The 25,010-nt window shown below is 71.7% G+C and carries 23 protein-coding genes, 1 pseudogene and 1 riboswitch; of the genes and pseudogenes, 6 read left to right on the forward strand and 18 right to left on the reverse strand.

Features of this window, described 5'->3' with window-relative positions; all coding sequences use genetic code 11:
• Positions 1-9: 9 nt before the first annotated feature.
• The 11 genes and pseudogenes from ACVDFE_RS40780 to ACVDFE_RS40830 all read right to left on the reverse strand — a co-directional run.
• Positions 10-423, reverse strand: a complete 414-nt coding sequence (locus tag ACVDFE_RS40780; protein ID WP_360398057.1) for a hypothetical protein — start codon at positions 421-423, stop codon at positions 10-12.
• Positions 420-1,667, reverse strand: a complete 1,248-nt coding sequence (locus ACVDFE_RS40785) for an LPXTG cell wall anchor domain-containing protein (protein WP_360398055.1) — start codon at positions 1,665-1,667, stop codon at positions 420-422. Before ACVDFE_RS40785 ends, ACVDFE_RS40780 begins: the two co-directional genes overlap by 4 nt.
• A gap of 48 nt (positions 1,668-1,715) precedes the next feature.
• Positions 1,716-1,787: riboswitch (adenosylcobalamin-variant (AdoCbl-variant) riboswitch) on the reverse strand.
• A 68-nt stretch (positions 1,788-1,855) separates the two neighbouring features.
• Positions 1,856-2,944, reverse strand: coding sequence for an FAD-dependent monooxygenase (locus ACVDFE_RS40790; protein WP_458434159.1), 1,089 nt, complete (start codon positions 2,942-2,944; stop codon positions 1,856-1,858).
• A gap of 102 nt (positions 2,945-3,046) precedes the next feature.
• On the reverse strand, positions 3,047-5,200 hold the full coding sequence (locus ACVDFE_RS40795) for a terpene synthase family protein (RefSeq protein WP_458434160.1): 2,154 nt from the start codon (positions 5,198-5,200) through the stop codon (positions 3,047-3,049).
• A gap of 336 nt (positions 5,201-5,536) precedes the next feature.
• The gene (locus ACVDFE_RS40800; RefSeq protein WP_458434161.1) at positions 5,537-8,479 is read right to left on the reverse strand and encodes a BTAD domain-containing putative transcriptional regulator; all 2,943 of its coding nucleotides are present in this window, start codon (positions 8,477-8,479) and stop codon (positions 5,537-5,539) included.
• Positions 8,476-9,063 (reverse strand): nitroreductase family protein, encoded by a 588-nt coding sequence (locus ACVDFE_RS40805; protein ID WP_360398047.1) that lies wholly within the window; start codon positions 9,061-9,063, stop codon positions 8,476-8,478. The genes ACVDFE_RS40800 and ACVDFE_RS40805 overlap by 4 nt, the downstream gene beginning before the upstream one ends.
• A 231-nt stretch (positions 9,064-9,294) precedes the next feature.
• Positions 9,295-9,870, reverse strand: a complete 576-nt coding sequence (locus ACVDFE_RS40810; RefSeq protein ID WP_458434162.1) for a DUF742 domain-containing protein — start codon at positions 9,868-9,870, stop codon at positions 9,295-9,297.
• On the reverse strand, positions 9,867-10,265 hold the full coding sequence (locus ACVDFE_RS40815) for a roadblock/LC7 domain-containing protein (RefSeq protein ID WP_360398043.1): 399 nt from the start codon (positions 10,263-10,265) through the stop codon (positions 9,867-9,869). The genes ACVDFE_RS40810 and ACVDFE_RS40815 overlap by 4 nt, the downstream gene beginning before the upstream one ends.
• Positions 10,262-12,361, reverse strand: a complete 2,100-nt coding sequence (locus ACVDFE_RS40820) for a sensor histidine kinase (protein ID WP_360398041.1) — start codon at positions 12,359-12,361, stop codon at positions 10,262-10,264. The genes ACVDFE_RS40815 and ACVDFE_RS40820 overlap by 4 nt, the downstream gene beginning before the upstream one ends.
• A gap of 4 nt (positions 12,362-12,365) precedes the next feature.
• Positions 12,366-12,503 (reverse strand): MFS transporter small subunit, encoded by a 138-nt coding sequence (locus tag ACVDFE_RS40825; protein ID WP_360398039.1) that lies wholly within the window; start codon positions 12,501-12,503, stop codon positions 12,366-12,368.
• 140 nt (positions 12,504-12,643) lie between these two features.
• Positions 12,644-13,960, reverse strand: a pseudogene (locus ACVDFE_RS40830) (OFA family MFS transporter); the annotation flags it as partial.
• Positions 13,961-14,115: 155 nt separating this feature from the next.
• Here ACVDFE_RS40830 and ACVDFE_RS40835 point away from each other — a divergent pair.
• Both ACVDFE_RS40835 and ACVDFE_RS40840 read left to right on the forward strand, forming a co-directional pair.
• On the forward strand, positions 14,116-14,643 hold the full coding sequence (locus ACVDFE_RS40835) for a DUF485 domain-containing protein (RefSeq protein ID WP_458434163.1): 528 nt from the start codon (positions 14,116-14,118) through the stop codon (positions 14,641-14,643).
• A gap of 3 nt (positions 14,644-14,646) precedes the next feature.
• Positions 14,647-16,227 carry a solute symporter family protein gene (locus tag ACVDFE_RS40840; RefSeq protein ID WP_360398033.1) on the forward strand — a complete coding sequence of 527 codons (1,581 nt, stop codon included), beginning with the start codon at positions 14,647-14,649 and terminating at the stop codon, positions 16,225-16,227.
• A gap of 59 nt (positions 16,228-16,286) precedes the next feature.
• Here ACVDFE_RS40840 and ACVDFE_RS40845 read toward each other — a convergent pair whose 3' ends face one another.
• From ACVDFE_RS40845 to ACVDFE_RS40860, 4 genes are all read right to left on the reverse strand, one after another.
• Positions 16,287-16,934, reverse strand: coding sequence for a response regulator transcription factor (locus ACVDFE_RS40845; protein WP_360398031.1), 648 nt, complete (start codon positions 16,932-16,934; stop codon positions 16,287-16,289).
• Entirely contained in the window at positions 16,931-18,400 is a 1,470-nt protein-coding gene (locus tag ACVDFE_RS40850; protein ID WP_360398029.1) for a sensor histidine kinase, read from the reverse strand. Before ACVDFE_RS40850 ends, ACVDFE_RS40845 begins: the two co-directional genes overlap by 4 nt.
• Positions 18,401-18,408: 8 nt before the next feature.
• A complete protein-coding gene (locus tag ACVDFE_RS40855; RefSeq protein ID WP_360398027.1) occupies positions 18,409-18,900 on the reverse strand; it encodes a phosphatase PAP2 family protein in 492 nt (163 codons plus the stop codon).
• Positions 18,901-18,982: 82 nt separating this feature from the next.
• Positions 18,983-19,522 carry a DinB family protein gene (locus ACVDFE_RS40860; protein ID WP_458434164.1) on the reverse strand — a complete coding sequence of 180 codons (540 nt, stop codon included), beginning with the start codon at positions 19,520-19,522 and terminating at the stop codon, positions 18,983-18,985.
• Between the two features lie 56 nt (positions 19,523-19,578).
• Between ACVDFE_RS40860 and ACVDFE_RS40865 the strand changes: the two genes are divergently transcribed.
• The 3 genes from ACVDFE_RS40865 (at position 19,579) to ACVDFE_RS40875 (ending at position 21,441) form a co-directional block, all read left to right on the forward strand.
• A complete protein-coding gene (locus ACVDFE_RS40865; RefSeq protein WP_458434165.1) occupies positions 19,579-20,547 on the forward strand; it encodes a peptidase in 969 nt (322 codons plus the stop codon).
• Positions 20,548-20,582: 35 nt separating this feature from the next.
• Positions 20,583-20,777 carry a hypothetical protein gene (locus tag ACVDFE_RS40870; protein WP_458434166.1) on the forward strand — a complete coding sequence of 65 codons (195 nt, stop codon included), beginning with the start codon at positions 20,583-20,585 and terminating at the stop codon, positions 20,775-20,777.
• Between the two features lie 145 nt (positions 20,778-20,922).
• Positions 20,923-21,441, forward strand: coding sequence for a DinB family protein (locus tag ACVDFE_RS40875; protein WP_360398020.1), 519 nt, complete (start codon positions 20,923-20,925; stop codon positions 21,439-21,441).
• Between the two features lie 81 nt (positions 21,442-21,522).
• Here the strand turns inward: ACVDFE_RS40875 and ACVDFE_RS40880 are convergent, their stop codons facing one another.
• A complete protein-coding gene (locus tag ACVDFE_RS40880; RefSeq protein WP_458434167.1) occupies positions 21,523-23,103 on the reverse strand; it encodes a sulfatase-like hydrolase/transferase in 1,581 nt (526 codons plus the stop codon).
• Between the two features lie 76 nt (positions 23,104-23,179).
• Here ACVDFE_RS40880 and ACVDFE_RS40885 point away from each other — a divergent pair, with 76 nt between their 5' ends.
• Positions 23,180-23,845: a RibD family protein gene (locus tag ACVDFE_RS40885; protein WP_458434168.1), complete on the forward strand. Its 666-nt coding sequence runs from the start codon at positions 23,180-23,182 to the stop codon at positions 23,843-23,845.
• Here ACVDFE_RS40885 and ACVDFE_RS40890 read toward each other — a convergent pair.
• Positions 23,823-24,227: a DoxX family protein gene (locus ACVDFE_RS40890; RefSeq protein WP_360398014.1), complete on the reverse strand. Its 405-nt coding sequence runs from the start codon at positions 24,225-24,227 to the stop codon at positions 23,823-23,825. The two genes, ACVDFE_RS40885 and ACVDFE_RS40890, sit on opposite strands and share 23 nt — an antisense overlap.
• A complete protein-coding gene (locus ACVDFE_RS40895; RefSeq protein ID WP_458434169.1) occupies positions 24,220-25,005 on the reverse strand; it encodes a CDP-alcohol phosphatidyltransferase family protein in 786 nt (261 codons plus the stop codon). The genes ACVDFE_RS40890 and ACVDFE_RS40895 overlap by 8 nt, the downstream gene beginning before the upstream one ends.
• Positions 25,006-25,010: the final 5 nt, after the last annotated feature.

Consider the following 25,010-nt stretch of genomic DNA (forward strand, 5'->3'; position numbering starts at 1 on the left):
AGAACCTCGTCACGGGGTGGCGCCGGGGGCGGTGCCGGCACCGAACGCCCAGCCCTCGACGCTGCCGGGCGCCGGGTCGTAGCTGCCCGCACCCGCGGAGCTGTAGGCCCAGGAACCGCCGGGCGAGGCGTGCCAGTACGACCAGTAGGCGCTGGTCGTGGGCGCGGTGCACGGGTTCGGCAGCGCGTTGATCCGGCACACGAAACCGGCCTGGCGCGGCACGAACGAGTACGTGAAGCCCGCGCCGGTCAGCGCGGCGAGACCGGTGGCCGGGTCGCCGGGAGCGCAGCCGGTCTGGACGCCGCCGCCCAGCGCGGTGAAGTCCACCACGACCTTCACGCCCGCGCAGTCCGCGGCGGAGGCGGGTGCGACGACGAACGAGCTCGCGACCAGGGCGAGGACAGCGAGGATGCGGCGCATCACGCACCAACCTTCCGACGACGGGACACGAGGACGAGCACGGCGCCGGCGAGCAGCGCGGAGGAACCGAGCAGGGTCAGCGCGACGGCCTCCTCGGGGCCGGTCGCGGCGAGCCGCTGAGTGGCCGGGGGCGTCGGACCGGCCGGCGCGGGAGCGACCGGGGTGGCCGTCGACGAGGTGGTCACCGGAGCGGTCGTCGTCGGCGGCACGGTCGGCTGTGCGGTGGTCGACGGGGGCGTGGTGGTCGGCGGGGTCGCGCAGTCGACCGCGGGCACACCGGGCGTGGCACCGGCGAACGACACGTCGGCGAGGCCCTTGCGGGCCAGGCCGAGCATCGCCTGGGTGGTCGCGCGCACGGCGCCGTAGACCTCGAAACCCGTGCTGTCGTAGGCGATCGCGCCGCGAGCGGCCTCCGGTCCGGCACAGCCGACCTGCAACGACCGCAGGTACGCCACGGCCCGGTCCGCGGCCGCCGTCCGGCCGCCCTCGACGAGCGCGCCGACCGCGAGGCCGGTGCTGTTGGCGTTCGAGCCCTGCAACGCCGACGGGAACCCGCCGTCCGCCTTCTGCTGCGCCACCAGCCAGTCCAGCGCCCGCGCGGACGCCGTCGGCTCCCCCGCCGCCTGCAACGCCTGCAGCACGATCGCCGTCGCGTCCACATCGGACTTGCAGACCGGCTGCCCGAACGAGATCGGGAACCCGCCGTCAGCGCACTGCGTGGACACCTGGAACGCGACCGGCTGCGCCACCGGCTGGTCGGCGCGGGTCAGCACGATGATCGCCAGCGCCTGCGTGAACGCGTTGGTCTGGTCGTAGTCGGGGTCGGTGCGGTCGCGGTAGCGGCCGGACTCCTCCCGCAGCGCCGCAAGGCGTTCGAGCAGGTCGGCACCGGCGAACGCGTGCGGGTCGGTGCCCAGCGCCTGCGCGACCAGCGCGAGCTTCACCAGGCCACCGACGTAGGACTCGGCCTCGCCGTCGCCCGCGAAGTACTGGAACTGCTCGGGTTCGGCGAGCCACGCCGCGGCCCGCACCGCCGTCGACCGGCCGACACCGGCGGCCGCGAGCCCGTAGACGCCGTCCGCGGTCAGGCCGTGGTCGACGAGGTCCGGCCCCTTCACCAGGTGGTCGCCACCGACGAACTGGCCGGCCAGCCACGTTCCCGCTGACGGCGGCTCGGCCGCCTGAGCGGCCGGTGTCACGACGAGCGCGGCCGCTACCACTGCGGCCAGCGCGGATGTCCGGATCACTGCTCTTCCCCCTGCCCCGCTGTCCTCGACGGGTCGATGGAGCCACCGCGCGCCACGGGCATTCGGACTGTCACCGTTGCGGGTCAGCGCCGGAGTTCCACCGGCTTCCCCCGCGGCGTGCGGATGCTGTTGTCCACCCGATCGTGCGGGAGGGATCACCCCGAGTCAAATGGCTGTGAGCCGGGCCATCAGCGGCCGGGGAGCTGGAAGGAGCTCACGACCGCGGCGAACTCCTCGGTCGGCTGCCCGCCGTTGGCCTGGTTCTTCAGCGCCATGTCCTGGTTGGCCGTCACGTACGGGCGCAGCAGCTCCTCGTAGCGCTGGAACGCGGTCTCGCGGTTCACGCTCAGCTCGCCAGCCAGCACGTACGCACCGACGAGCGCCAAGCTCGTGCCCTGACCGGACAACGGCGAACCGCAGTAGCCGGCGTCGCCGAGCAGCACGACGCCGCCGCGCGACCAGGACGGCATCCGGACCTGCGCCATGGCGTCGAAGTGGAAGTCCGGCGCCTCCCACATGTGCTTGAGCGCGGTCTGCCACTCCCACCCGGCGTCGGCGAACTTCTCCGCCACCAGCCGCCGCTGGGCCTCGACGTCGCGGTGGTCGAAGTCCACCTCGCCGTAGAACCCCATGTAGACCCGGCACTCCGCGTTGGCGCGGGCGCTCATGACCCCGCCGCCGACGACCTCGCCCTGCTGGAACACCTGCCAGTGGTCGAGGCCCAGGAAGTTCGGCGCGGTGAACACGGCGAGGTTGGTGCCCAGGTGGCGGACGAACTGCGCCTCGGGCCCGAACACGAGCCGCCGGACGTTCGAGTGCAGCCCGTCCGCGCCCACGACCACGTCGAAGTCCCGCGGGGCGGCCCGCTCGAACGTGACGCGGGTGCCGTCGATCGCGGTGATGGTGTCGTCGAAGAGGTACTCGACGCCCTCCACCGCGTCGAACAGCAGGCGGGCCAGGTCGTCGCGCATGACCTCGACGTCGGGGCTGGCGAGGTCGCCGCCGGTCAGCGTGTGCTCGGTGGAGCGGTGGAGCTCGGTGCCCTCCTCGTCGACCACGCTCATGCCGCGCATGCCCGTGGTCATGGACCGCAACCGGTCCCCCAGGCCCATCCGCTCCACCACGTCGAGCGCAGGACCGCGGACGTCGACGGCCTGGCCGCCGGGGCGCAGGCCGCGGTGGCGTTCGACGACGGTGACGTCGAAGCCGTGGTGGCGCAACCAGTAGGCCAGCGCCGGACCGCCGATGCTGGCGCCGGAGATGAGGACGTTCGTCATGGTGCTCCCCCTGTGGAGTGGCCGATGCGCACACCGTGGCGGGGTGCGCTGACCGGGGGCTGACCAACGGCTGTCAGTGGCTGACCGGGGCTGACCGGGGGCTCAGCCCGGCGTTCGGGAGGTGAGCCGGGCGGCCGCGGTGCCCAGACCGGTGGGACCGCGGTGGAAGACCGGGAGCCGGCCCACCGGCAGCGCGCCGGCCTCGTCGTACCGGCTGGTCTCCTCGTGCCAGTGGATGATCCCGGCGATCCAGTCCTTCAGCTCGTCGGCGTACCGCGTCAGGCCGGCTCGCGCACCGGCGTCCAGGGCCAGGTCGTCGAACATCTTCGGCAGGTCGGTCTCGACGGACCGCACGAACTGGCCGAGCCGGGCGTCCATCAGCGCGTAGGTCAGCTCGAAGGCACGGCTCTGCGGCACGCCGAGGAAGTTCTCGACGACGCGCACCATGTTGTGCACCTCGCCCTCGTGCTGGATCTCCTTGCGGTACGAGAAGACGTCGTTGAGCATCGTGCAGTAGTCCATGGCCGACCGCTCCATCGTCTGCACGACCCGCGTCTGCCACAGCTGCTCGGGAACGATCGCGGAGTGCGAGAAGCGGGACAGCGACGTCGTCAGCTCGGAGCCGAACGTGCTGCGCCGCATCTCCACGTAGTCCACGGGGTCCGGGATGCGGTTGTGGTGCATGTTGACCACCTCCCACACCCACGCGTCGAGCATGGCGTCGACGGTCTGGCGGAACGTGGCGCGGAAGGCCGGGTTCATCGGCGCCGCGGTCCGCTGCCAGAGCTCGGCCAGCGAGCGCTCCATCGCGTTGGCGGGCACCACGGTCTGCACGAGGTCGACCGGCATGCACGCCTTGAGGCGGGTGGTCTGCGTCTTCACGCCGAGCAGGTCGCGGGTCCGGCCGAACCACAGCGGGTAGGCGTCGTCGGCGTAGGTGCCCCAGGTGAGCCAGCAGCCGGACAGGTACAGCTCCTGCGCCGTGGCGTCCGGGTCGATGCCCGCCGAGCACAGCGGGAAGTCGAACCCGCGGACCTGGGCCTCGTCCCAGACGCCCTCACCGGTCATGCCCTGCTCGACCGCCCACGCGACCACCTGGTCGCGGGCCTGGTCCAGGTGCGGTGCCAGGGAGAGGGTGAACGGGACCTCGAACGCCGGCAGCGCGTACGGCTCGACGACCCTGGGCGTGCTGGAGAACTGCCGGAGCCGCTGCGGCAGGGTCTTGGCGAACGAGCCCAGGACGCCGAGCTGCGGCGGCGGACCGGAGTTCATGTACCGCGAGGACCGCAGGTGCCACTCGTGACCGCCCGCCTGCCAGTCCTGCAGGCCCTTCACGTAACCCAGGACGGCCGCGCGGCCGACGGGGTCGATGCCGTGCTCGTCGAGCAGGATCGGCACCTCGGTGAGCGCGGTGTGCTCGAACTGGTGCAGGCGCGAGGTCAGCAGGTCGTTGACGGCGTCCGCGGCGGCCTGGGTGGACAGGCCGAGGAACTTCTCGAACACCAGCACGCCGTTGGACAGCTCGCCCTCGTCGAGCACCTCGCGCTCGTAGGAGAACAGGTCGTTGCGCAGGTGCACGGCGTCGCTGAAGGTGTCGCGCAGCACGCCGATCGGCCGGGACAGCGCGATGCGCGCGGGCACCTCGAGGCCGACGGCGTGCTCGACGAGGTTCGCCGACCACGGTGCGCCACCGACCTTGCGGCGCATCTCCACGTACTCGATCGGGTTGGCGAGCCGGGCCGCGCTGATGTTGTGCAGCTCCCACATCGACTCGTCGAGCAGGTGCTTCGTGTTGGCGGCGAACCGCTCCCGCCAGTCGAGCGAGTGCCGGCCGACCGTGCGGCGCCACAGGTCGGCGAGGCCCTTCTCCACCGGGTTCGCCGGGTGTGCGGTGATGTGGCCGTCGACCGGCATGAACAGCGGCAACCGGTCGAGGTGGGCCTGCGCGCCCGGGACGTCCCTGGTGCGCTTGTACAGCTCGACGAAGTGGTCGTCGAAGTAGAAGACCCAGACGTACCAGTCGGTGATCAGGTCGAGCGCCTCCCCGTCGCAGTCGGGGTGCGTGTACGCGCAGAGCAGCGCGTAGTCGTGCGCTTCGAGGTCAGCGGCGGTCCAGATCACCGTGCCGTGCTGCGGCGCGTCGACCATGTCCATCTCGCGCGCCCAGGCCCGCGTGTGGACGCGGGCGCGTTCGAGGTTCGGGTTCAGCCGGGCCGGGTGGGGCGTGTAGAACTCCGGCAGCTGGAACGGCTGCATGGGCGTGGGACCTCCGCGCGGTGGACGTGATGCCCCGAACGCAACCAGTCCGGTGCCCGACGGCGCCAGATGGTGCGACCTTGATCCACACTTTGGCGGTGGGACGTCGCCCGATCAGATCAACCGGACGTTCACGGCGCACACTCAGCGCACCACTGCGCGCACGCAGTCCCGTCACCACCGTTCCGCCGGGTGAGCCGGTGTGACCGCGGTGGGGACGAGGTGTGGGCGGTGCCGCGCACCCTCGGTGGCCACACCACCGAGGGGAGCCGGGAATGCGCAGGACGAGGGACGTCGTGGAGCAGTGGGTGGCCGTGGCGGTCGTGGCCGCGGCCGTCACCGCGCTGGTGCTGCTGGGGCTGTGGTTGTAGCCGCGGCGAGGAGCGCGCGGGCGACGGCGACCGCCCTGGGCTGGTTCAGGCCCTCGGCGGCGCGGACCGCCCGTTCCCCGAAGGCGACGGCGGTCCCGTGGTCGCCGAGCGCCGCGTGCAGCCGGCACAGCTGGCCCAGCACGCGGTCACCGGCCCAGTGGCGGCCGGACCGCGTGATCGCGGCCACGCACCACCGCGCGTACCGGACGGCGTCGTGCAGCCGTCCCTCGACCTCGGCCGCGATGGCCAGCGCGAACGACAGGCCAAGCTCGCCGTAGCCGTCCTCGGCGTCGACCAGGCCGCGCAGCACCGCGTCGTCGTCGGCCAGCCCGGTTCCGGTGCGGCACAACGCCGCCGCCGTGCGTGCCATCTCCAGCGCCTTGGCCGGCCTGCCGAGCTCCAGCGCGGTGTGGGCGAAGTCGGTGCGCGCGAACGCCTCACCGCGCCAGTCGCCCGCCTCGTGGAACGCCGCGAGCGACAGCTCCAGGTGGGCGACGCACTCGTCGTCGTCGCCCAGGTTGTAGTGCACGAAGCTGATGTCCTGCAACGCCATCGCGGCCCGGTTGCGGTCACCGTGCTCCTCCAGCAGCGCCAGCGCCGCCCTGATGTGCGTCATGGCCCGGTCGTTGTCGCCGCGCAGCGCGTGCATCACGCCGACGTGGTGCAGCGCGCTCGCCTCACCGGTGGGCGCACCTACCTGGCGCATCAGCTCCAGGCCGCGTTCGAAGTGCCCCTGTGCCGCGTCGAGGTCGTTCGCCTCCCGCGCGGTGATGCCGAGCAGCCCGAGGACCGAGGCCTCCCCGCGCACGTCACCGATCTGGCGCATGAGGTCGAGCGCCGCGTGCAGGTGCTCGGCCGGGTTGCCACCGGGACGGGCGAAGTGCGCCCTGCCCAGGCCCTTCAACGCCTCCGCGCGGGCACGGAGGTCGCCGAGCTGGTACGCGGCGGCGAGCGCGAGGCTGTGCACCTCCACGCGGTCACGGCCGTGGCCGCGGTTCAGCAGGTACTGCGACAGGTGGTGCGGCAGCTGCCAGGCGTGCTCGTAGTGGCCCTGGTAGGCGGCCAGGTACACGGCGGCCCGCAGGTTGCGGCGCTCGGTGTCGAGCCACGCCGCGGCCTGGCGGGCGTTCGCGAGCGGCGGCGGGTCGAGCGGCGGGTACCGCACCGCCAGCGGGATCCGCGGGTTGCCGGGCGACATCAGGACCTCCGCCGCGGCGGCGTTGTGCAGGTAGTGGTCGAGGACGCGCACGACGCCCTCCTCCCGTTCGTCCGGGAGGACGCTCGCCTTCGCGTGGTCGGCCAGCAGGTCGTGGAAGCGGTAGCGGCCGTTGTCCCGTTGCTGCACCAGGTGTGCGTCCAGCAGCGCGTCCAGCAACCGTTCCGCGTCGGGCCGGGTCGTGCCGATCAGCGCGGCGGCGAGGGACGCGTCCCAGTCGTCGCCGGGGTGCAGCCCGAGCAGCCGGAACAACCGCTGCTGCTCGCCGGTGAGCTGGTCGTAGCTCATCGCGAACGCCTTCGCGACGCTGCGCTCCCCCGCCGCCAGCTCGGTCAGCCGCTGCTCGCCGAGCCGGCGCCGCAGGTCCTGCGCGGTCCACGCCGGCCGCGTCCGCCACCGCGCACCGGCGATCCGCACCGCCAGCGGCAGGCACCCGCACAGCCGGACGATCTCGCGGGCCGCCCGCGGGTCCTGGCCGGCGCGCGGGCCGACGATGCCCGTCAGCAGGTCCAGCGCGTCCTGCTCTGGCAGCACGTCCAGCGAGATCGTGCGGGCCGCGTCCAGGTCCACCAGCCGGTGCCGGCTCGTGACGAGCACCAGCCCGCTGCCCGGCAGCAGCGGCCGGACCTGCGCCGCGCTGACCGCGTTGTCCAGCACCACCAACGCCCTGCGGTGCGCCATCTCCGCACGCCACAGCGCCGCTCGCGCGTCCAGCTCGTCCGGGACGTCCCTCGCGGGCACCCCGAGGGCGGTCAGCAGCGCGTGCAACGCGTCCAGCGGCGTGCGCGGTTCGACGCCGTCGGTGTGCGAGTGCAGGTCCACGAACAGCTGCGCGTCCGGGAACCGGTCCTTGAGCCGGTGTGCCGCCCGCACCGCGAGCGTCGTCTTGCCGATGCCCGCCATGCCGTCGATCGCCGTGATCGCCACGCACCCCGGCGGCACCGCGGCGAGCACCCGGTCCAGGTCGTCCTGCCGTCCGGCGAAGTCCGCGATGTCGCCCGGCAGGTCGTTGCGCGCCCTGGGCCGGTTGTCCGCCCGCAGCACCTGCTGGTGCGCCTGCTGCAGCTCGGCGCCCGGATCGACGCCGAGCTCGTCGGCGAGCCTGCGGCGCACCTCCTCGTAGGCCCGCAACGCCTCGGCCGGCCGGCCGCTGCGGTGCAGGGCGTGCACGAGCTGGGCCCACATCCGTTCCCGCACCGGGTGCTGCCGGGTGAGCGCCCGCAGCTCCGGCACCAGCTGCTCGGGCCGGCCCCGGCGCAGGTCCCCCTCGATCCGCGCCTCCAGCGCCGCGAGGTGGGTCTCGACGAGCGCGGGCCCGTGGTCGCGTTCCAGCCGGTCGCTGCCGATGTCGGCGAACGGCCGCCCGCGCCACAACCCCAGCGCCACCTCCGGTTCCGCGTGCCCGAACAGGTGCAGGTCGACCTCGGCGGGGTCGACGTCGAGCAGGTACCCGCCCGGTCGCGTCCTGATCAGCTCCGGGTCGCCGAGGTCCTCCCGCAGCCGTCCGACCGTCGTCTGCAGCGCGTTGCGGGTACCGCCGACCAGGTCGACGAGCTCGTCCACCCCGACCACCTGCCGCACCCGCACCAGCAGCGCGGCCAGCACCACCCGGCGCTTGCCCGGTGGCACGTGCACGTGCCGTCCGCCGAGCACGACCTCCAGCGGCCCGAGCAGCCGGAACGCCGTCGTCACCCCCACTGCCCCCAGCGCACGACCTCCTCGAACGCCGAACGCTTCCGCGTCCGCGGCGACGCCCCCGGCGACACCTCGGTCTCCGCCGGGTGCCCGATGGCGATGGCTCCGATCGGCTCGTGCGTGTCCGGCACGCCGAACTCCGCCCGGAACGCCGGCCACTCCTCCCGCGGTATCCCGAAGAACACCGCGCCCAGTCCCTCGTCGACCGCAGTCTGCAGGATCAGCAGCGCCGCCATGCCGGTGTCGACGTGCCAGTACGGCACCGGCCAGTGGTCCTCGCTGCGGTCGGTCCAGCCCTTGTCCGGCTGCGCGTACCGGTCGAGGTAGGTGTCCTTGACCGACATCGGCACCACCAGCACCGGCGCGGCCTTCGTGTCGTCGGTGGCCCAGACCTGGCACCGCTCCCGGAACCGCCGCAGCGACTCCCCCTGCAGCACCAGGAACCCCTGCCCCTGCGAGAACCCGGCCGACGGCCCGCGCACCGCGTTGCGCATGATCCGCCGCAGGCTCTCGTCGCTGACCGGCTCGTCGGTGAACTTCCGCACCATGCGCCGCTTGCGCACGACGTCCTGGAACTCCACGGCCCCTCCCCACAGATCGCCCGGCCCCCCGACCGTAGCGGACCCCCTGCCCGCCCCCGCATCTGCAAGTACCACCAACTCAACATCAACCAGCACTTTTCTACTACCAACAGCGCTTCCGGCTCCCCGCCGCGCCCGGCCAGGTTCGGTGCACGGCGAACAAGTTGGTGGTAGTCAGCGGCGGTTTGATCAAGGGTTGGTGGTACTTGCAGATGCCGTCGGCAAGGAGGGTCAGAGGCGGCGCAGGCCGGCCAGCACGCGTTCCATCAACGCGCCGTCGGGACGGTCGTCGCCGTACGACGACGCGGTGCGGTGCACGTCGATCAGGCCGTGGCCCGCCATGTCGCCGAGCAGCACCTTCGTGACGCCCAGGGGCAGGCCGCGCAGTGCGGCGATCTCCGCCACCGACCGCGGCTGCGAGCACAGCGCCAGCACCTCCTGGTGCTCCGGCCGGACCGCGGTCACCGACCGCTCGTTCACCGAGACCAGCGTCTCGATCTCGAGGTGCACCTCGGAGGTGGTCCGGCCACCGGTCCACGCGTAGGCGCGCACGATCGACGCCGACTCGATCGGCGGCAGCGGCGGCACCGGCTCGAACACCGTCGTGGCGTACGGGTCCGGCTGGGCGTACAGGTCGGGCCGGGGGAACACCGGCGGTGCGGGGCGGTCCGGTTCCGCCACCGGCTCGGGCGCGGGTTCCCGCTTGGCCCTGTGCTTGCGGCCACGGCGTCTGATCCGGTCGCTGTCCAGGCTGAAGCCGCTCATCAGGTCGCCGAAGCTGACCTGCTGATCGTCGTCGCCGCTCATGCCAGCTCTGCCCGCAGCTCCGGCGTGAGCAGCTGACCCACCTGCCGCACGACCACCGTCATCTCGTACGCGACCTGCGCGACGTCGCAGCCGGCGGCGGCGAGCACCGCGAGGACCGAGCCGTCGCTGATCGACATCAGCAGCATGACGCCGCGGTCCATCTGGACCACCGTGCGCACCACGGCCTCGCCCGCGAAGCACGAGGACGCGGACTCGGCGAGCGAGACGACGCCGGCGACGATCGCCGCGAACTGCTCGGCCGACTCCGGTGGGAGCTTCGAGGACGAGACCAGCACCAGGCCGTCGGCGGAGATCACCACCGCGTGCTCGATGCCGGGCGTGCGTTCGGCGAAGTTGGTGACCAGCCAGCCGAACTGGTCCACCTGCGTGCTCATCGACTCTCCTGCCGGTCGGGAAGGCCCTTCTGCACGCCGCGCTGGAAGGCGTCGAGGAAGCCTCGGGCCGACTCGGGCGTCTGGCGTGCGGGGGGCGGCGGGGTGCTCGCAGCGGGTGCGGCGAACCAGGACGCGTGCTGTCCAGGAACGCGCATGGGCGTCTGCAACGTCTGCTCCTCGATCGCCTCCCCGCGGAAAGACTCCCAGGACTCGTCCCGCCGTGGTGCCAGTTCGGCGGGAACCAACACGATCGCGCGAGTCCCCTTGCCTTGTTTCGCATCGAGACGTACCACGATCTGGTGGCGCGCCGCGAGCCTGCCGACGACGAAAAGTCCCATTTCGCGGAACACCTGCACGTCTGCGCCCTCGCCGGCGGCCTCCAACCGGCCGTTGACGGCACCCAGCGCCTCGGCGTCGAGACCGATGCCCTGGTCGACGACGTCGATCTGCACGATGTCGCCGGCCTCGATGGACGCGCTGATGCTGACCCGGGTGTGCGGCGGCGAGAACGCCGTCGCGTTGTCGAGGAGCTCGGCGAGCAGGCGGACGAGGTCGCTCGCCACGTAGCCGACGACCTCGGCACCGGGCGCGGTGTGCACCACGACCCGCTGGTACTGCTCGATCTCCGCGGCCGCCGCGCGCAGCACGTCTGTCAGCGGGATCGGGCGGGTGAAGCGCCTGGCCACGTCACCACCGGAGAGCACCATCAGGTTCTCGTTGTTGCGGCGCATGCGGGTGGCCAGGTGGTCGAGCTTGAACAGGTTCGCGAGCTGCTCCGGGTCCTCCTCGAACTTCTCCAGCTCCTCCATCAGCCTGAGCTGGCGTTCCACGAGGCTCTGGCTGCGCCGCGAGAGGTTCACGAAGATGTTGCGCATGTTCGCGCGCAGACCGGCCTGCTCCACGAGCGAGCGGACGGCCTGCTGGTGCACCGCGTCGAACGCGCGCGCCACCTGGCCGAACTCCTCGGTCGTGTGCACCGGCACCGGTTCGACCTCGGTGGTGCCGCGCCCGGTCGCCACCATCTCCGGCAGCTTCTCCCAGGCCACGTCCAGCGCGGAGCGGCGCAGCGCGTTGAGCGAGCGCAGCAGGTAGCGGCCGACGACGAACCCGACGGTCGCGGCCAGGATGAGGCTCGCGAACAGCAGCGCCGACGCGGCACCCGCGGCGTCGCTGGTCTCGTCGCGCAGCCGGTTCGCGGTGTCGCGCAGGTCGGTCTGCAGGCCGCGGACGACGCCGTCGAGCGACTCGGCGACCGCCCCGGAGGCCTTCGTCCAGTCCGCGGCCGCGATCGGCAACGGCCTGGGCCGCGCGCCGCCGGACGCCGCGGAGTCCGAGGTCGGGTGCAGCAGCGCCGCGCTCAGCATCTTGCGGTGGGCCTCGATGTCGGGACCGTTGAAGCCCTGCCAGTACGAGTTCAGCTGCTCCGGCGTCGCGAGCGCGGCGAACTGGCCGGCGATGTAGCTGAGCTTCACGTTCGACTCGACCAGCGACCGCACCTCGGCCTGCGCGAGCAGCCCTCGGTCCAGGCCCGACAGCACGACGGCCTGCTGGTAGAGGACCTCCTCCTGCACGTGCAGCGCGTGGTGCAGGCCCATCGCGGTCTTCGACAGCGCCGGGTCGCCGAAGTCGCTCGCGAGCACCTCGTCGACGTCGAGCATCGACTCGGTCAGCGAGGTGTACTCCTTGACCGCGGCCGGCACGTCGGAGGTCTGCTCCCGCAGCGCGGGCAGCCGGGCGACCTTGGCCTCGACGTCGTTCATGCGCGCGGTGACGACCTCGCTGAGCGAGGCCTTCCCGATGGCGGTGCGCAACGCCTCCCGTGCGTCGTCGGTGCGGCGGACCTGGTCCCGCAGGACGTCCTGGCCGCCGCCTTCCGCGACGACCCGCCGTTCCGCCTGGACGCCTTCGACGACCGGGATCAGCGCGGTGCGGACCTTCTCCAGCCGCTGCAGTGCGGCGTAGGAGTCGGCCCGCTCCATGTGCGACTGGATCTGCAGGACGCCGGAGACCACCGCGATGGTGACCGGGACGATCAACACCGCGGCGAGCTTCACCGGCAGGCGCCAGTTGCGCCAGTTGACGAGCGTGGTGAACATCGGCTCAGACGAAGAGCTTCGCCGCGTTCAGGAAGAGGCGGTACAGCCCGTAGGCGAGTGGGATGCCCACCCACAGCCACGCGCCGACCAGCAACAGCAGCTGCGACTTCTCCCCTTGGGCAGAGTTCACTTCCGCGCTCACTTCTGCACCACGCCTTCCGACTTGTCCGCGTCTTCGGCCTTCTCGGCGGCGGTGTCCGCAGCCTCGGCCTCGTTCCACCTGGCCACGGTGGTCTGGTCACCTGCCGCGTCCCCGGTGGCCGGCACCGCGGCCGCGGCCTTCGGCTCGTGGAACCTCGGGTCGACCGGGCGGATCAGCTCGTTCGCGACGAAACCGACGACCAGCAGGCCGATCATGATGTAGAACGACGTCGCGTACAAGTCCGGTCCGGTGTGGCCGGCCTTCTTGCCCGCGTCCGCGATGGCGTTGACGATCAGCGGCCCGAGCACGCCTGCCACCGACCACGCGGTGAGCAGGCGGCCGTGGATCGCGCCGACCTGGTAGGTGCCGAAGAGGTCGCGCAGGTAGGCGGGGACGGTCGCGAAGCCCGCGCCGTAGAACGACAGGATCACCATCGCGCCGATCACGAACAGCGGGACGCTGGTCGAGCCCATGGTCAGCAGCAGCAGGTACAGCAGTGCGCCGACGCCCAGGTAGAGGCGGTAGATGTTCTTGCGCCCCACCAGGTCCGAGGTGGACGACCAGACGATCCGGCCGGCCATGTTCGCGGCGCTGAGCAGCGCGACGAAACCGGTGGCGGCCGCCGTGGCGACCGGCGTGGACGACTCCTTGAAGAAGTCGACCAGCATGGGCGCGGCCTTCTCCAGGATGCCGATGCCCGCGGTGACGTTGAAGCACAGCACGACCCAGAGCAGCCAGAACTGCGGCGTCTTGATCGCGTTGTTCGCCGAGACGTTGTGGGGGACGACCGCCTTCGGCCGGTCCTTCGCCAGCTCGGCCTTCGCCGCCTCGAACTCCTTGGAGGGCAGGCGGATCAGCAGCACGCCGACGGTCATGAAGACCGCGTAGGCGATGCCGTGGACCAGGAAGGCCTTGCCGATGCCCGAGGTCGAGGTGTTGCCGAACGCGGTGAGCATGGAGGTCGACCACGGGGAGGCGATCAGCGCTCCACCGCCGAAGCCCATGATCGCGATGCCGGTCGCCATGCCCGGACGGTCGGGGAACCACTTGATCAGCGTCGAGACCGGCGAGATGTACCCGATGCCGAGGCCGATGCCGCCCACGAGGCCGTAGCCGGCCACGACGACCCAGTACTGGCCGGCCCACACGCCGGCGGCCGAGATCAGCAGGCCGGAGCAGAAGCACACCAGCGACATGAACATCGCCCAGCGCGGTCCGCGGCGCTCCACGGTCGTGCCGAGCACCGCGGCCGACAGGCCCAGCATCACGATGCCGAGCTGGAAGGGCAGGGCGCTCTGCGTCCCGGTGATGCCCAGCGATTTCTCCAGCGGCGTCTTGAAGACGCTCCAGGCGTAGGCCTGGCCAATGGAGAGGTGAATCGCGAGAGCCGCGGGCGGAACGAGCCAGCGGTTCCAACCGGGAGGCGCGATCGTGCGTTCGCGCGCTAAGAACCCCACTTTATCCCCAACCGTCACGAAAACGCGGACCGGACGATCCTAGGCCAGCCGCACACGTGCGACAACGGTCCGAACCAGTCGCGGTGATGTTGCGCATCTCGCAACTCCGGTGCTGCCGAACCAGAAGATCCCTGCTGGACAACCATTTGAGACGAATGGACCTGTCCGATTTTGTCCTGTTCCCGGTACTCGCGCAGCTCCCAGCGGCGTTGACTGGACACGTGCGGGCGCTAGAGTGTGCCCGCACGCAGGAGGGGCGGGAACAGATGACCAAGGCGATGTGGTCGCCTGGCGAAACACAGCACGGACAACCGGAAATCAGGGGTTTCGCGTCGTTCGACGACCCCGAGGCCTTGTCGTACGTCGATTCGAACGGCAAACCGAACTTCGCGCTGATTCAACAGAGCGATGAATTCCGGACCCTGCGCCGCCGGCTCACGACGTTCATCTTCCCGATGACCGCTTTGTTCCTGGCTTCGTACCTGACGTTCGTGCTGCTGTCCGCGTATGCGAAGGACTTCGTCAGCACGAAGGTCGTCGGAGTGATCAACCTCGGGATCCTGCTGGGTCTCGGCCAGTTCGTCGTGTCCATCGTCATCACGCTCTCCTACGCGCGTTACGCCAAACGGAGGCTGGACCCGCAGCGCAGGCTGCTCGCCGAGAAGACCGGCGTCGAGGAGTAAGGCATGCCCACCACCGGCAACCCGGTGCTGAACCTCAGCGTCTTCGCGGTGTTCGTCCTGATCACCCTCTACATCGTCTACCGCTTCAGCAGCCGCAACGTGACGGCGTCGGACTACTACGCCGCGGGCAGCTCGTTCACCGGCGCGCAGAACGGCGTGGCGCTGTCGGGCGACTTCCTGTCCGCCGCGTCGTTCCTCGGCATCTCCGGCGGCATCGCGGCGCACGGCTACGACGGCTTCCTGTACTCCGTCGGCTGGGTCGTCGCGTGGCTCGTCGGCCTGCTGCTGATCGCGGAGGGCCTGCGCAACACCGGCCGCTTCACCGTCGGCGACGTGCTGGCGTTCCGGATGCGGCAGCGCCCGGTCCGCGCGGCGGCGGCGAACGCGACGCTGGTGATCTCGTTCTTCTACATGATCGCGCAGATGGCGGGCGCGGGCGGCCTGATCGCGTTGCTGCTCAACGTGTCCTCGAAGTGGGGCCAGGCGCTGCTGATCGCGGTCGTCGGCATGGTCATGGTGCTCTACGTGCTGGTCGGCGGCATGAAGGGCACGACGTGGGTGCAGATCATCAAAGCCGTCCTGCTGCTGCTCTGCGTGACGCTGATGAGCGTCTTCCTGCTCGGCAAGTTCGGCTTCAGCCTGTCCGCGATCATGGAGCAGGCCACCGAGCACAACGAGCTCGGGGCGGCGGTGCTCGACCCCGGCGCCAAGTACGGCTTCAGCGCGATGTCCAAACTGGACTTCGTGTCACTGGCGCTGTCGCTGGTGCTCGGCATCGCGTCGCTGCCGCACGTGCTGATGCGCTTCTACACCGTGCCGAACGCCGCCGAGGCGCGCCGTTCCGTGGTGTGGGCGACCTGGACGATGGTCATCTTCTACCTGTGCACGCTGGTGATCGGCTTCGGCGCGATGGCACTGGTGGGCACCGACAAGATCGCCGCGGCACCGGGCGGTGAGAACTCGGCGGCGCCGCTGCTCGCGTTCGAGATCGGTGGCGCGGTGCTGCTCGGCATCGTGTCGGCCGTGGCGTTCGCGACGATCCTCGCGGTGGTCGCCGGTCTGACCCTCGCGGCGTCGGCCTCGTTCGCGCACGACGTGTACGCCAACGTGATCAAGCGCGGCAACGTGGAACCGCGCCGCGAGATCAAGGTCGCCCGCCTCACCGCCGTGGTGGTCGGCGTGCTGTCGATCATCGGCGGCATCGCGGCGAACGGCCAGAACGTGGCGTTCCTGGTGTCGCTGGCACTGGCGCTGGCGGCGTCGGCGAACCTGTCGACGATCCTCTACACGATCTTCTGGCGGCGCTTCAACACCACCGGCACGCTGTGGAGCATCTACGGCGGCCTCGGGTCGTGCCTGGTGCTCATCATCTTCTCGCCGGTGATGTCCGGTGCGAAGACGTCGATCTTCCCGGACGTCGACTTCGCGTGGTTCCCGCTCGGCAACCCCGGCCTGGTGTCGATCCCGTTCTCGTTCCTGTGCGGGTTCCTGGCGACGATCTTCTCGAAGCGGGAGCCGGAGAACGCGGCACTGGCCGCGGAGATGGAAGTCCGCGCCATCTCCGGCATCGGCGCCCGCACCTGACCTTTTCCGGCGTCTGCAAGTACCACCAACTGGGAGTTGGTGGTACTTGCAGACGCCGGTCAGGCAGGGATGATGCCGGACTCGTGGGCGATGATCGCGGCCTGCACGCGGTTGCGGACGCCCAGCTGCCGGAAGATCGTGCTGACGTAGACCTTCACGGTGCCCTCCACGACGTGCAGGCGGGACGCGATCTCGGCGTTGGACAGGCCGGCACCGAGCAGGCCGAGCACCTCGCGTTCGCGGGCGGTGAGGACCTCGATGCGCTGCTGCGCCAGGGGTCGCGGGTGCGCGCGGGAGAGGCGGTCGACGACCCGCTTGGCCACCAGCGGCGACAGGTACGCGCCCCCGCTCGCGACCGCCCGCACACCGGCGATGATCTCCTGCGGGTCACCGGTCTTGAGCACGAACCCGGCCGCGCCCTCCCCCAGCGCCCTGCTGATGTACGCGTCGTCGGCGAACGTGGTCAGCACCAGCGTCTTCGTGCCGGGATGGCACTCGCGGACCACCTTCGCCGCGTCCAGCCCGTCGAACACCGGCATGCGGATGTCGAGCACGGCCACGTCCGGCCGGTGGCGGGCCACGAGGTCGATCGCCTGGCTGCCGTTCTCCGCCTCCGCGACCACCTCGACGTCCCCGGCGGTCGCGAGCACGGCCTTCACGCCGAACCTGACCACCGGCTCGTCGTCCGCGAGCACGACCCTGATCAACCGCTCCTCCTCGCGAGCCACAGCTTGGACACGAGCCGATCATCCCGGAAGCACAGCTGGTGCAGGTCGTGGCGGTCGCCGTCGAACGGGTTGGGGTGCGTGCTGTAGTAGCGGCAGTCGGTGCCCGGCGGTGCGGTGACGCCGAGCGGGTTGTCGACGCGGGTGCGCAGCGGCAGGTCCAGGTCGTCCTCGCGCTGCCCCGGCTGGGCGCGGTCGAACTGCTGCGGGGTGAGCACGGACGTCGCCGCGTCGAACACCATGTAGCCCGGCACGCCGATCGCGATGCCCGCGCACACCACCGACGTGATCAGCACGGTTCGGCGGGCGGTCCGGCGGATCTCCTCCTCCGTGCGTTCGCGGCGCACGTGCGTGGGCGTGGTGCGGGCGCGCGGGCGTTCCGGGAGCTTCGCCCTGACCTCGAACCCGCCGTCGTCCGACGGGCCCGCCTCGAACCAGCCGCCGACGAGCGCGACCCGTTCGGCGAGGCCCACCAGGCCCTTGCCGCTGCCGACGGCCTGCGTCCGCGGCGCGGGACCGTTCGTGACGCGCAGCTCCAGGTTGGCAGTGAGGCGCACGCTGACGTCGGCGCCGGGGGCGTGCTTGATCACGTTCGTCAGCGCCTCGGCGACGACGCGGTGCACGGTCCGCGCGATGATCCCGTCCAGCGGCTCGGTGCGGTCGTTGACGAGCGCCACCCGCAGGCCGGAGCGGCTGACGACCTCCTCGACCGACGTGACCGGTTCGTCCGCGTCGGCGCGCAGCACCTGCATGACGTCCGCGAGGCGTTCCGCGGCGGCGGTGACGCTGGCCCGCGCGGTCCTGGCGGCCTCGCGTTGTTGTTGTGACAGCGCCGGTTCCAGCTCCAGCGCACCGACGAGCAGTGCGGCTCTGGCCAGTTCGTGGCCCACGAGGTCGTGCATCTCACCGGCCAGGCGCGCGCGTTCGGCGTTACGGGCGTTCTCGGCGTCGCGTTCCAGCAACGCGGCGTGCTCCCAGCCGACCTCCTGCAGCTCGGCGTACCGGCGGCGGAACCGCCCGAACGCCCACGGCACCACGCCCAGGACGCCGATGCCGGACGTGACGGCGAGGGCGGTGTCGGAGCCACCGCGGTCGACCAGCGCCACGACCACACCGATGACCTCCGCGACGGTCAGCGTGATCGCGCCGACCCGCGGGTCACGCGCGTACCGCCCGGCGAAGAAGCTGGTGGCCGCGAGCGCCGGGGCCAGCGCGAGGACACCGGTGGCGCTGTCGAGCTCGACGCGCACGAGGTAGCAGACCAGCCACGCGCTGAGCGCCGAGCCCAGCGCGACAGCGGGTCTGCGGCGCACCGCGGCGAACGCCGCCGCGAGCACCGCGAGGTAGAGCAGGACCTCCCACCCGGCGAGGCGCCCGGCCCTGGTGGTCACGCCCGCCGCGACCACCGGCAGCGCCGCGCACACCCACAGGACCAGCCTCAGCCACACGGGGCCCATCATCCCAGCCGGCTCATCACCACGGTCGGCGCGTCGTCGGGCAGTACCCGCCGCTTCGGCAGCACCCTGGTCAGCAGCACCGCAATCCCCCACGACACCAGCGCACCGAGGGTCAGCCCGGCCAGCACGTCGTGCACGTAGTGGACACCCACGACCACCCGCGACGCCGCCGCTGCCAGCGCGCACACCGCCGCGACCCAGCCCAGCGCGCGGTGCATGGCCCAGATCGCCATCGCCGCCGCACCCGCGATCACCGAGTGGTTGCTGGGGAACGACCAGTCGCCCACCTCGGGGCACTCCGCGAGCGACGGCCTGGTCCGGCACGGCCGGTCCTCGCGCACCAGCAGCTTGACCACCTCGCTGACCGCGTAGGCCAGCACCACCCCCGCTCCGGCCAGGACGGCCCGCAACCGGAAGCGGAACCACAGGAACGCGAACATCAGAGCGAACACACCGAGCACCGCGTCGGTGCCCACAGTCAGCCAAGTCACCCGGTCGAACCTACGAAGCCCGGCGCCTGCGCACCTCTGGCGTTCGGAACCGGTGCACCTTAACTTTCGGCAAGGGTGGCCGTCAGCGCGTCTGCGCCGCCATGCGCTCCACCAGGGCGAAGTACTCCGGCGGGTTGCCGGCGCCGGTGCGGCCGTCGACCAGCTCGCGCACGACGTCGCAGTGCCCGGCGTGGTGGGCGGTCTCCGAGACCACGCGGACCAGCAGGTGCCCGAACGTGGTCTGCCGCTTGTGCTCGGCCCACCACGGCACGGAGGCGGGTGCGTCCAGCGGCAGCGCGGCGATCGCCTCGTCGGTGTGGCGCCAGGCCGTGCGGTAGAGGTCGAGCAGGTACTCGCGGCTCTCGTCCGGTTTCGCCCACATGTCGGCGCCCTCCCAGATCGAGCCGTCCTCGACCCACGGCAGCACGACCGGAGCGGGCCTGCCCACGCAGTCGCCGAGGTAGCCGAGCTCGATGCCGGCCAGGTGCTTGACGAGGCCGAGCAGGTTGGTGCCGCTGGGCACGAGCGGGCGGCGCACGTCGTACTCGGCCAGTCCGTCCAAAGAGGACACCACGGAGTCGCGGGTCTGCTGGAGGTAGTGGCGCAGGTCGTCGGCGATCATGCGACGAGTCTCGCAAAACCCGCCGGTGGGGCGCAGCGGGATGAGAGTGTCGGAGCGTGCAGAAACTCATCGTCGCCGCCGTCGTCGGCGTCTCGCTCATCACCGCCGTCCCGGCCCACGCCGGCACCGCCCACCGCGTCGACGCCGCCGCGGGGTGGCTGGCCGCGCAGCTGGTGGACGGCGAGCGGCTGGAGACCGACTTCGGTGGCGTGAAGTACCCGGACCAGGGCCTGACGATCGACGCGGTGCTCGCGTTCTCGGCCGCCCGCTCGGCCGACGGCCACGCCGACCGGGCCATCGCGTGGCTCGCGAAGCCCGAGATCGCCGGCGCCTACCTCGGCACGGACGGCGAGGCGTACGCCGGTGCGCACGCCAAGCTCGCCGTCGCCGCACGGGTGAAGGGCAAGGACCCGCGGGCGTTCGCCGGGCGTGACCTGCTCGCCGGGCTCACGGCCTTGCAGGCGCCCTCCGGCCGCTACACCGACCGGTCGCAGTTCGGCGACTTCTCCAACGCGTTCACGCAGTCGTACGGGGTCATCGCGCTGAAGGACGGCAAGGCCGCCGGGTACCTCGCGGCGAGCCAGTGCCCCGACGGCGGGTTCCCGGTGGCGTTCGAGACCTCGCCGTGCGTCAGCGACGTGGACGCGACCGCGATCGTCGTCCAGGCCCTGCGCTCGACCGGCAGGCCCACCGGCAGCGCCCTGACGTGGCTGCGGGGCCGGCAGCAGGCCGACGGCGGGTTCCCGAGCGCCCAGTCCGGTTCCAACGCCAACAGCACGGGCCTCGCCGCCCAGGTGCTGTCCGGTCAGAGCGCGGCGAAGGCCCGCGCGTACCTGCGGTCGCTGCAGGTCGGCTGCTCGGCACCGGTCGCGGACCGGGGCGCGATCGCGTTCGACTCGACCGGTTTCACCCCGGCGACGGCGACCCGTGCGACCGCCCAGGCCGTGCTCGGGCTGACCGGCGCGAACCTCGCCACGCTGCGCGGCGGCGGCCGGGACACGGCCGTGCGGCTGCACTGCCGATGAGTTTGCGGGCCCCGATCACCGGAAACCACCAGGGCATGACCGAACCCCAGCAGTTCACGACGCCCGAGGGCGGTGGCGAGCCCGTCGACGACGAGCCGGACGCGGTCGCGGTCGCGGCGGGCGAGGGCGGCCACGTCACCGCGCCCGAGGAGACCGCCATGCACGTCGAGGAGACCGAGGAGGGCGGCGGCCGGGTCGATCGCCCGGACGACGGTTACCTGAACCGGTGAACCACCGACGGTGACGACCACGTCACCGCCCTGTCGCTCGAACGCCGCTCAAGTTCCGCTTGAGCGGCGTTCGTCTAGGACACAAGCTGACCTCAAGTGGTCATAGAGTCCTTCGTGTCGGACAAACGAGCGAAGGACACAGGCGATGACCACCACCGAGATCCTCACCGGCGAACGCGCGGACCTGCTCGAGAGCCTGCGGCAGCACCGCTGGTTCCTGACGTTCACCGCGCAGGGCCTCACCGACGAGCAGGCGGCGTCCAGCCCGACGGCCAGCGCGCTGTGCATCGGCGGCCTGATCAAGCACGTCGCGACGGTCGAGGAGAGCTGGGTCCGGTTCATCGAGCACGGCACGTCGGCCATGGAGGTCGACCACGAGTCGACGGACTACGAGAACCACGCCGCGAACTTCCGGATGGCGCCGGGCGAGACGCTGGAGGGCGTTCTGGCCCGCTACCAGGAGGTCGCGGCCTACACCGACCGGCTCGTCGAGACGGTCGACCTCGACCTGACGCACGCGCTGCCCACGGCGCCGTGGTTCCCCGAGGGCGCGACCCGGTCGGCGCGGCGGGTGCTGGTGCACATCGTCGCCGAGACCGCGCAGCACGCCGGCCACGCGGACATCATCCGCGAGACCATCGACGGCCAGAAGACGATGGGCTGAGCACGACGGTCCGAGGGACGACGGTCCGGGCTCGCGGTCGGCGCCGCGGCCCGGAGGAGCTCGGGTCCGGGCGCACCCCGGCTACGCCTCCGGCGGGGAGAACGTCGAGAGGAACTGGTCGCGGAAGTCGCTCATCCGCGACACCGGTGCCGTCGCGCCCGGACGGAGCCCGTCGTCCCACCCCCACTCCCCGACCCGCTCCAGCACGGCCGGGTCCCTGGCGACGACCGTGACCGGCACGTCCTTCGAGGCGCCCTCACCGGTCACCACCTGCGCGGGCTGGTGGTCGCCGAGGAACACGAACACCAGGTCGTCATCGCCGTAGCGCTCCAGGTAGGACACGACCGACTCCAGCGAGTACGACACCGAGTGCGCGTAGTCGGCGCGCACCGCGGCCGGGTCGCGGCCGAAGATCGCCTCGGGCGGGTCGTCCGAGGCGGGCATGCCGGCGTAGACGGCGCCGTCGCCGAGGCGGTCCCAGTCGACGAGGTCCGGTGTGGGCGACCAGGGTGCGTGCGAGGACACCAGCGGGATCGCGGCCATCACCGGGCCCTGCTGCTTCCCGCGGACGTTGCGCTGGAACGACTCCAGCGTGAACTGGTCCGGTGTGGTCGCGTACCCGAACCGCGGGCCGGTGTAGCCGAGGTCCTGCGCCGCGTAGACCTCGTCGTAGTGGAAGAAGCCGCCCTCCGGCCACGCCTGCGTGATGCCCGGCACGACGCCGGCCGAGTGCCACGACGCCTCGCGGAACGCGCGCGGCAGCGTGAGCCGGTCGCTCGCCACGAGGTTGCGGTAGCGCTGCTGGTTGTCGATCCACAGCCCGGACAGCAGCGTCGCCTGCGCCATCCAGCTGCCGCCGCCCGCGGTCGGCGAGGTCAGGTAGGCCGACTTCGCCGTGTACCCGCGGGCGTTCAGCCGCGCGCCGCCGTCGGCGAGCTTCGCGGCCACGTCGGGCAGGTCCAGCGCCGACCTGCCGTAGCTCTCCACGAAGGTGAACACGACGTCCTTGCCCTGCAACGCCGACAGCAGTCCCTGGCGGCCGCGGAACGCGTCGACCGCGGCCTCCCTCGCGAACACGTCCTGGTCGCGCAGCCCCGCCTGGAAGCGCCGCGCGTGGTCGGCCACCGAGGTCGCCGCCGCGTCGGAGTAGACCGGGACTCCCGGCACCGCAAGGGAAACGCACCCCACGACGGCGAGCGCGACGACCCGGACGACGACCGGGCGCCGTCCGGCGGCCACCGATCCCAGGCGCTGCACGGACATCGCGGCCAGCACCACGATCCCGGCGACCAGCGCGACCGCGAGCGCCACGGCCAGCACCGAGGCGAAGCGGCCGAACGTCACGTCCACGAAGTCGACCGCGGGCACCAGCAGCGGCCAGTCGAGCACGAGGTCGAACGGCCGGTACAGCACCGCGTCGAACCCGATGTCCATGACCTTCACGACGGTGAAGAGCCCCAGCGCCACACCGAGGACGAGCGCGGCGGGCCGGCGGAACCGGTCCGGCAGCAGCACGAGCAGCAGCACGCCGACGAGACCTTCCAGCGGCACCCGCAGGAACGCCTCGAACGTGAACCTCTCCAGGTCGCTCGGTGCGATGAGCACGAACAACACGAACAACCCCGCCAGCACCGTGGCCGTCCGCCGCAACACCGTCCGCACCGAGTTTCCCCTTTCCCTGCTCCTGGGTTAACGCGGCGCGACCCCGGACCGGTTCAACTGCACTAGCATCGGATGCGTGACCCGCCCGCACGTTCTGCTCAGCGTGGCCGTCAGCCTCGACGGCCACATCGACGACCGCGGCACCGAGCGCTTCCCGCTTTCCAACGCCGAGGACTTCGACCACGTCGACCGGATGCGCGCGGAGTCGGACGCGGTCCTGGTCGGGGCCGAGACGTTGCGGCGCGACAACGCGCGGCTGCTCGTCTACAGCGAGGAGCGGCGCGCGCGCAGGGTTGCCGGGGGAAAGCCGGAGTTCCCGTTGCGGGTGACCGTGACCAGGAGCGGCCGGCTGGACCCCGGGCTGCGCTTCTGGCACTGCGGCGGGGAGCGCCTGGTGTACTCGCAGGCCCCGGTCACCACGGTCGGCCACCTGGCGGAGACGAAGACCTTCGGCGAACTCCCCGAAATCCTGGACGACCTCGGCGAACGCGGTGTGCGGAAGCTGATGGTCGAGGGCGGCACGAGCATCCACACGGCGTTCCTGAGCGCCGGGCTGGCCGACGAGATCAGGGTGGCCGTCGCGCCGATGCTGATCGGGCAGGCGACGGCCCCGCGTTTCGTGAACCCCGCCGAGTTCCCCGGTGGACCGGCCCGCCGGTTCCACCTGGAGGACGTCGAGAAGGTCGGGGACGTCGCCGTGCTGCGCTACTTCCCGAAGGTCACTTCTTCTTCGCGAGGCTGAGCGCGCCGAGGACCTGCTCGCGGCGGTAGACCGCGATCACCAGCGCCCACACCATGAAGAGCAGCGGCATCTTCGCGTCGTCGAGGCCGCCGTTGGTCACGAGGAACACCTCGGTCAGCGCGGCGCCGGCCATGATGCCCGCCAGCGCGAGCGCCGCGAGGCCGCAGATGCGCGGGACCAGCAGACCGACCGCGGTGGCGATCTCCAGCACGCCGGTGAAGTACCGGAACCACTGGCCGAGGCCGATGTCGTCGAACTTCGCGACGAACTGGTCGGTGAACAGCGAGTAGCCGTTCAGGAAGAACTGCACGGCGAGCGCGATCTGCAAGATCCAGACGACGACGTTGCCGACCTTCGCCGCGGTGGAGGTCTGCTCAGACATGGCGGGATTCTCCCACCACGGCAGCGCCGTTGTGCCACAGCCAGAGCACATCGCGACCGAACGACCACACCAGCGACACCAGCGCGAGACCGACGAGCACGCCCGCGAACGGCAGCAGCCCCGACGCCGCCACGACGAGGACGATGCCCTGCACCGCCGCCACGACCTTGCGCGCGTAGCTGGCCGGAAGTGGCGCGTTGAGCCAACGGAACTTCCACGACGCGGCGACGAACACGTACCGCATGAGCCCGATCGCGAGCACCCACGGACCCGTGTGGACGGCCACGTACGCGCTCAGCACCAGGATCAGGAACGCGTCGACCTCCATGTCGAACCGGGCGCCCAGCGCGGTCGACGTGCCCGTGCGGCGCGCGACCTGGCCGTCCACCCAGTCCAGCGACAACGCGACCGCCGCCAGCGCCACGACCAGCGCGACCGGCACGTCCTGCCCCGCGCGGTCGGCGACCAGCGCCGTGACCGCGCCGACCAGCAGGCCGCGCGCCAGCGTGACCCGGTCAGCGGGCCCGAGGGAGGCAATGCGGTGCCGCTGCACGCCATAGCCGAGGAACGCCCAGGTGGCGAACCCGTAGGCCAACCCTGCGGCCCACCCGAGCGGCCCGAGCCCGACCATCGCCGCCACGACCACCAGCAACGCGACCTGCGCCCCCGCCCACACCCCCGGTTCGAGGGGAACGTAGGACTCCCGCGTGCCCCTGAGGGGAACGCGGGGCCCCCGCGTGACAGCGGCGGAGGTGCGGGTGTGCTGGAGTGTGGTCATCAGTG

This window comes from Lentzea chajnantorensis, from assembly GCF_054300775.1.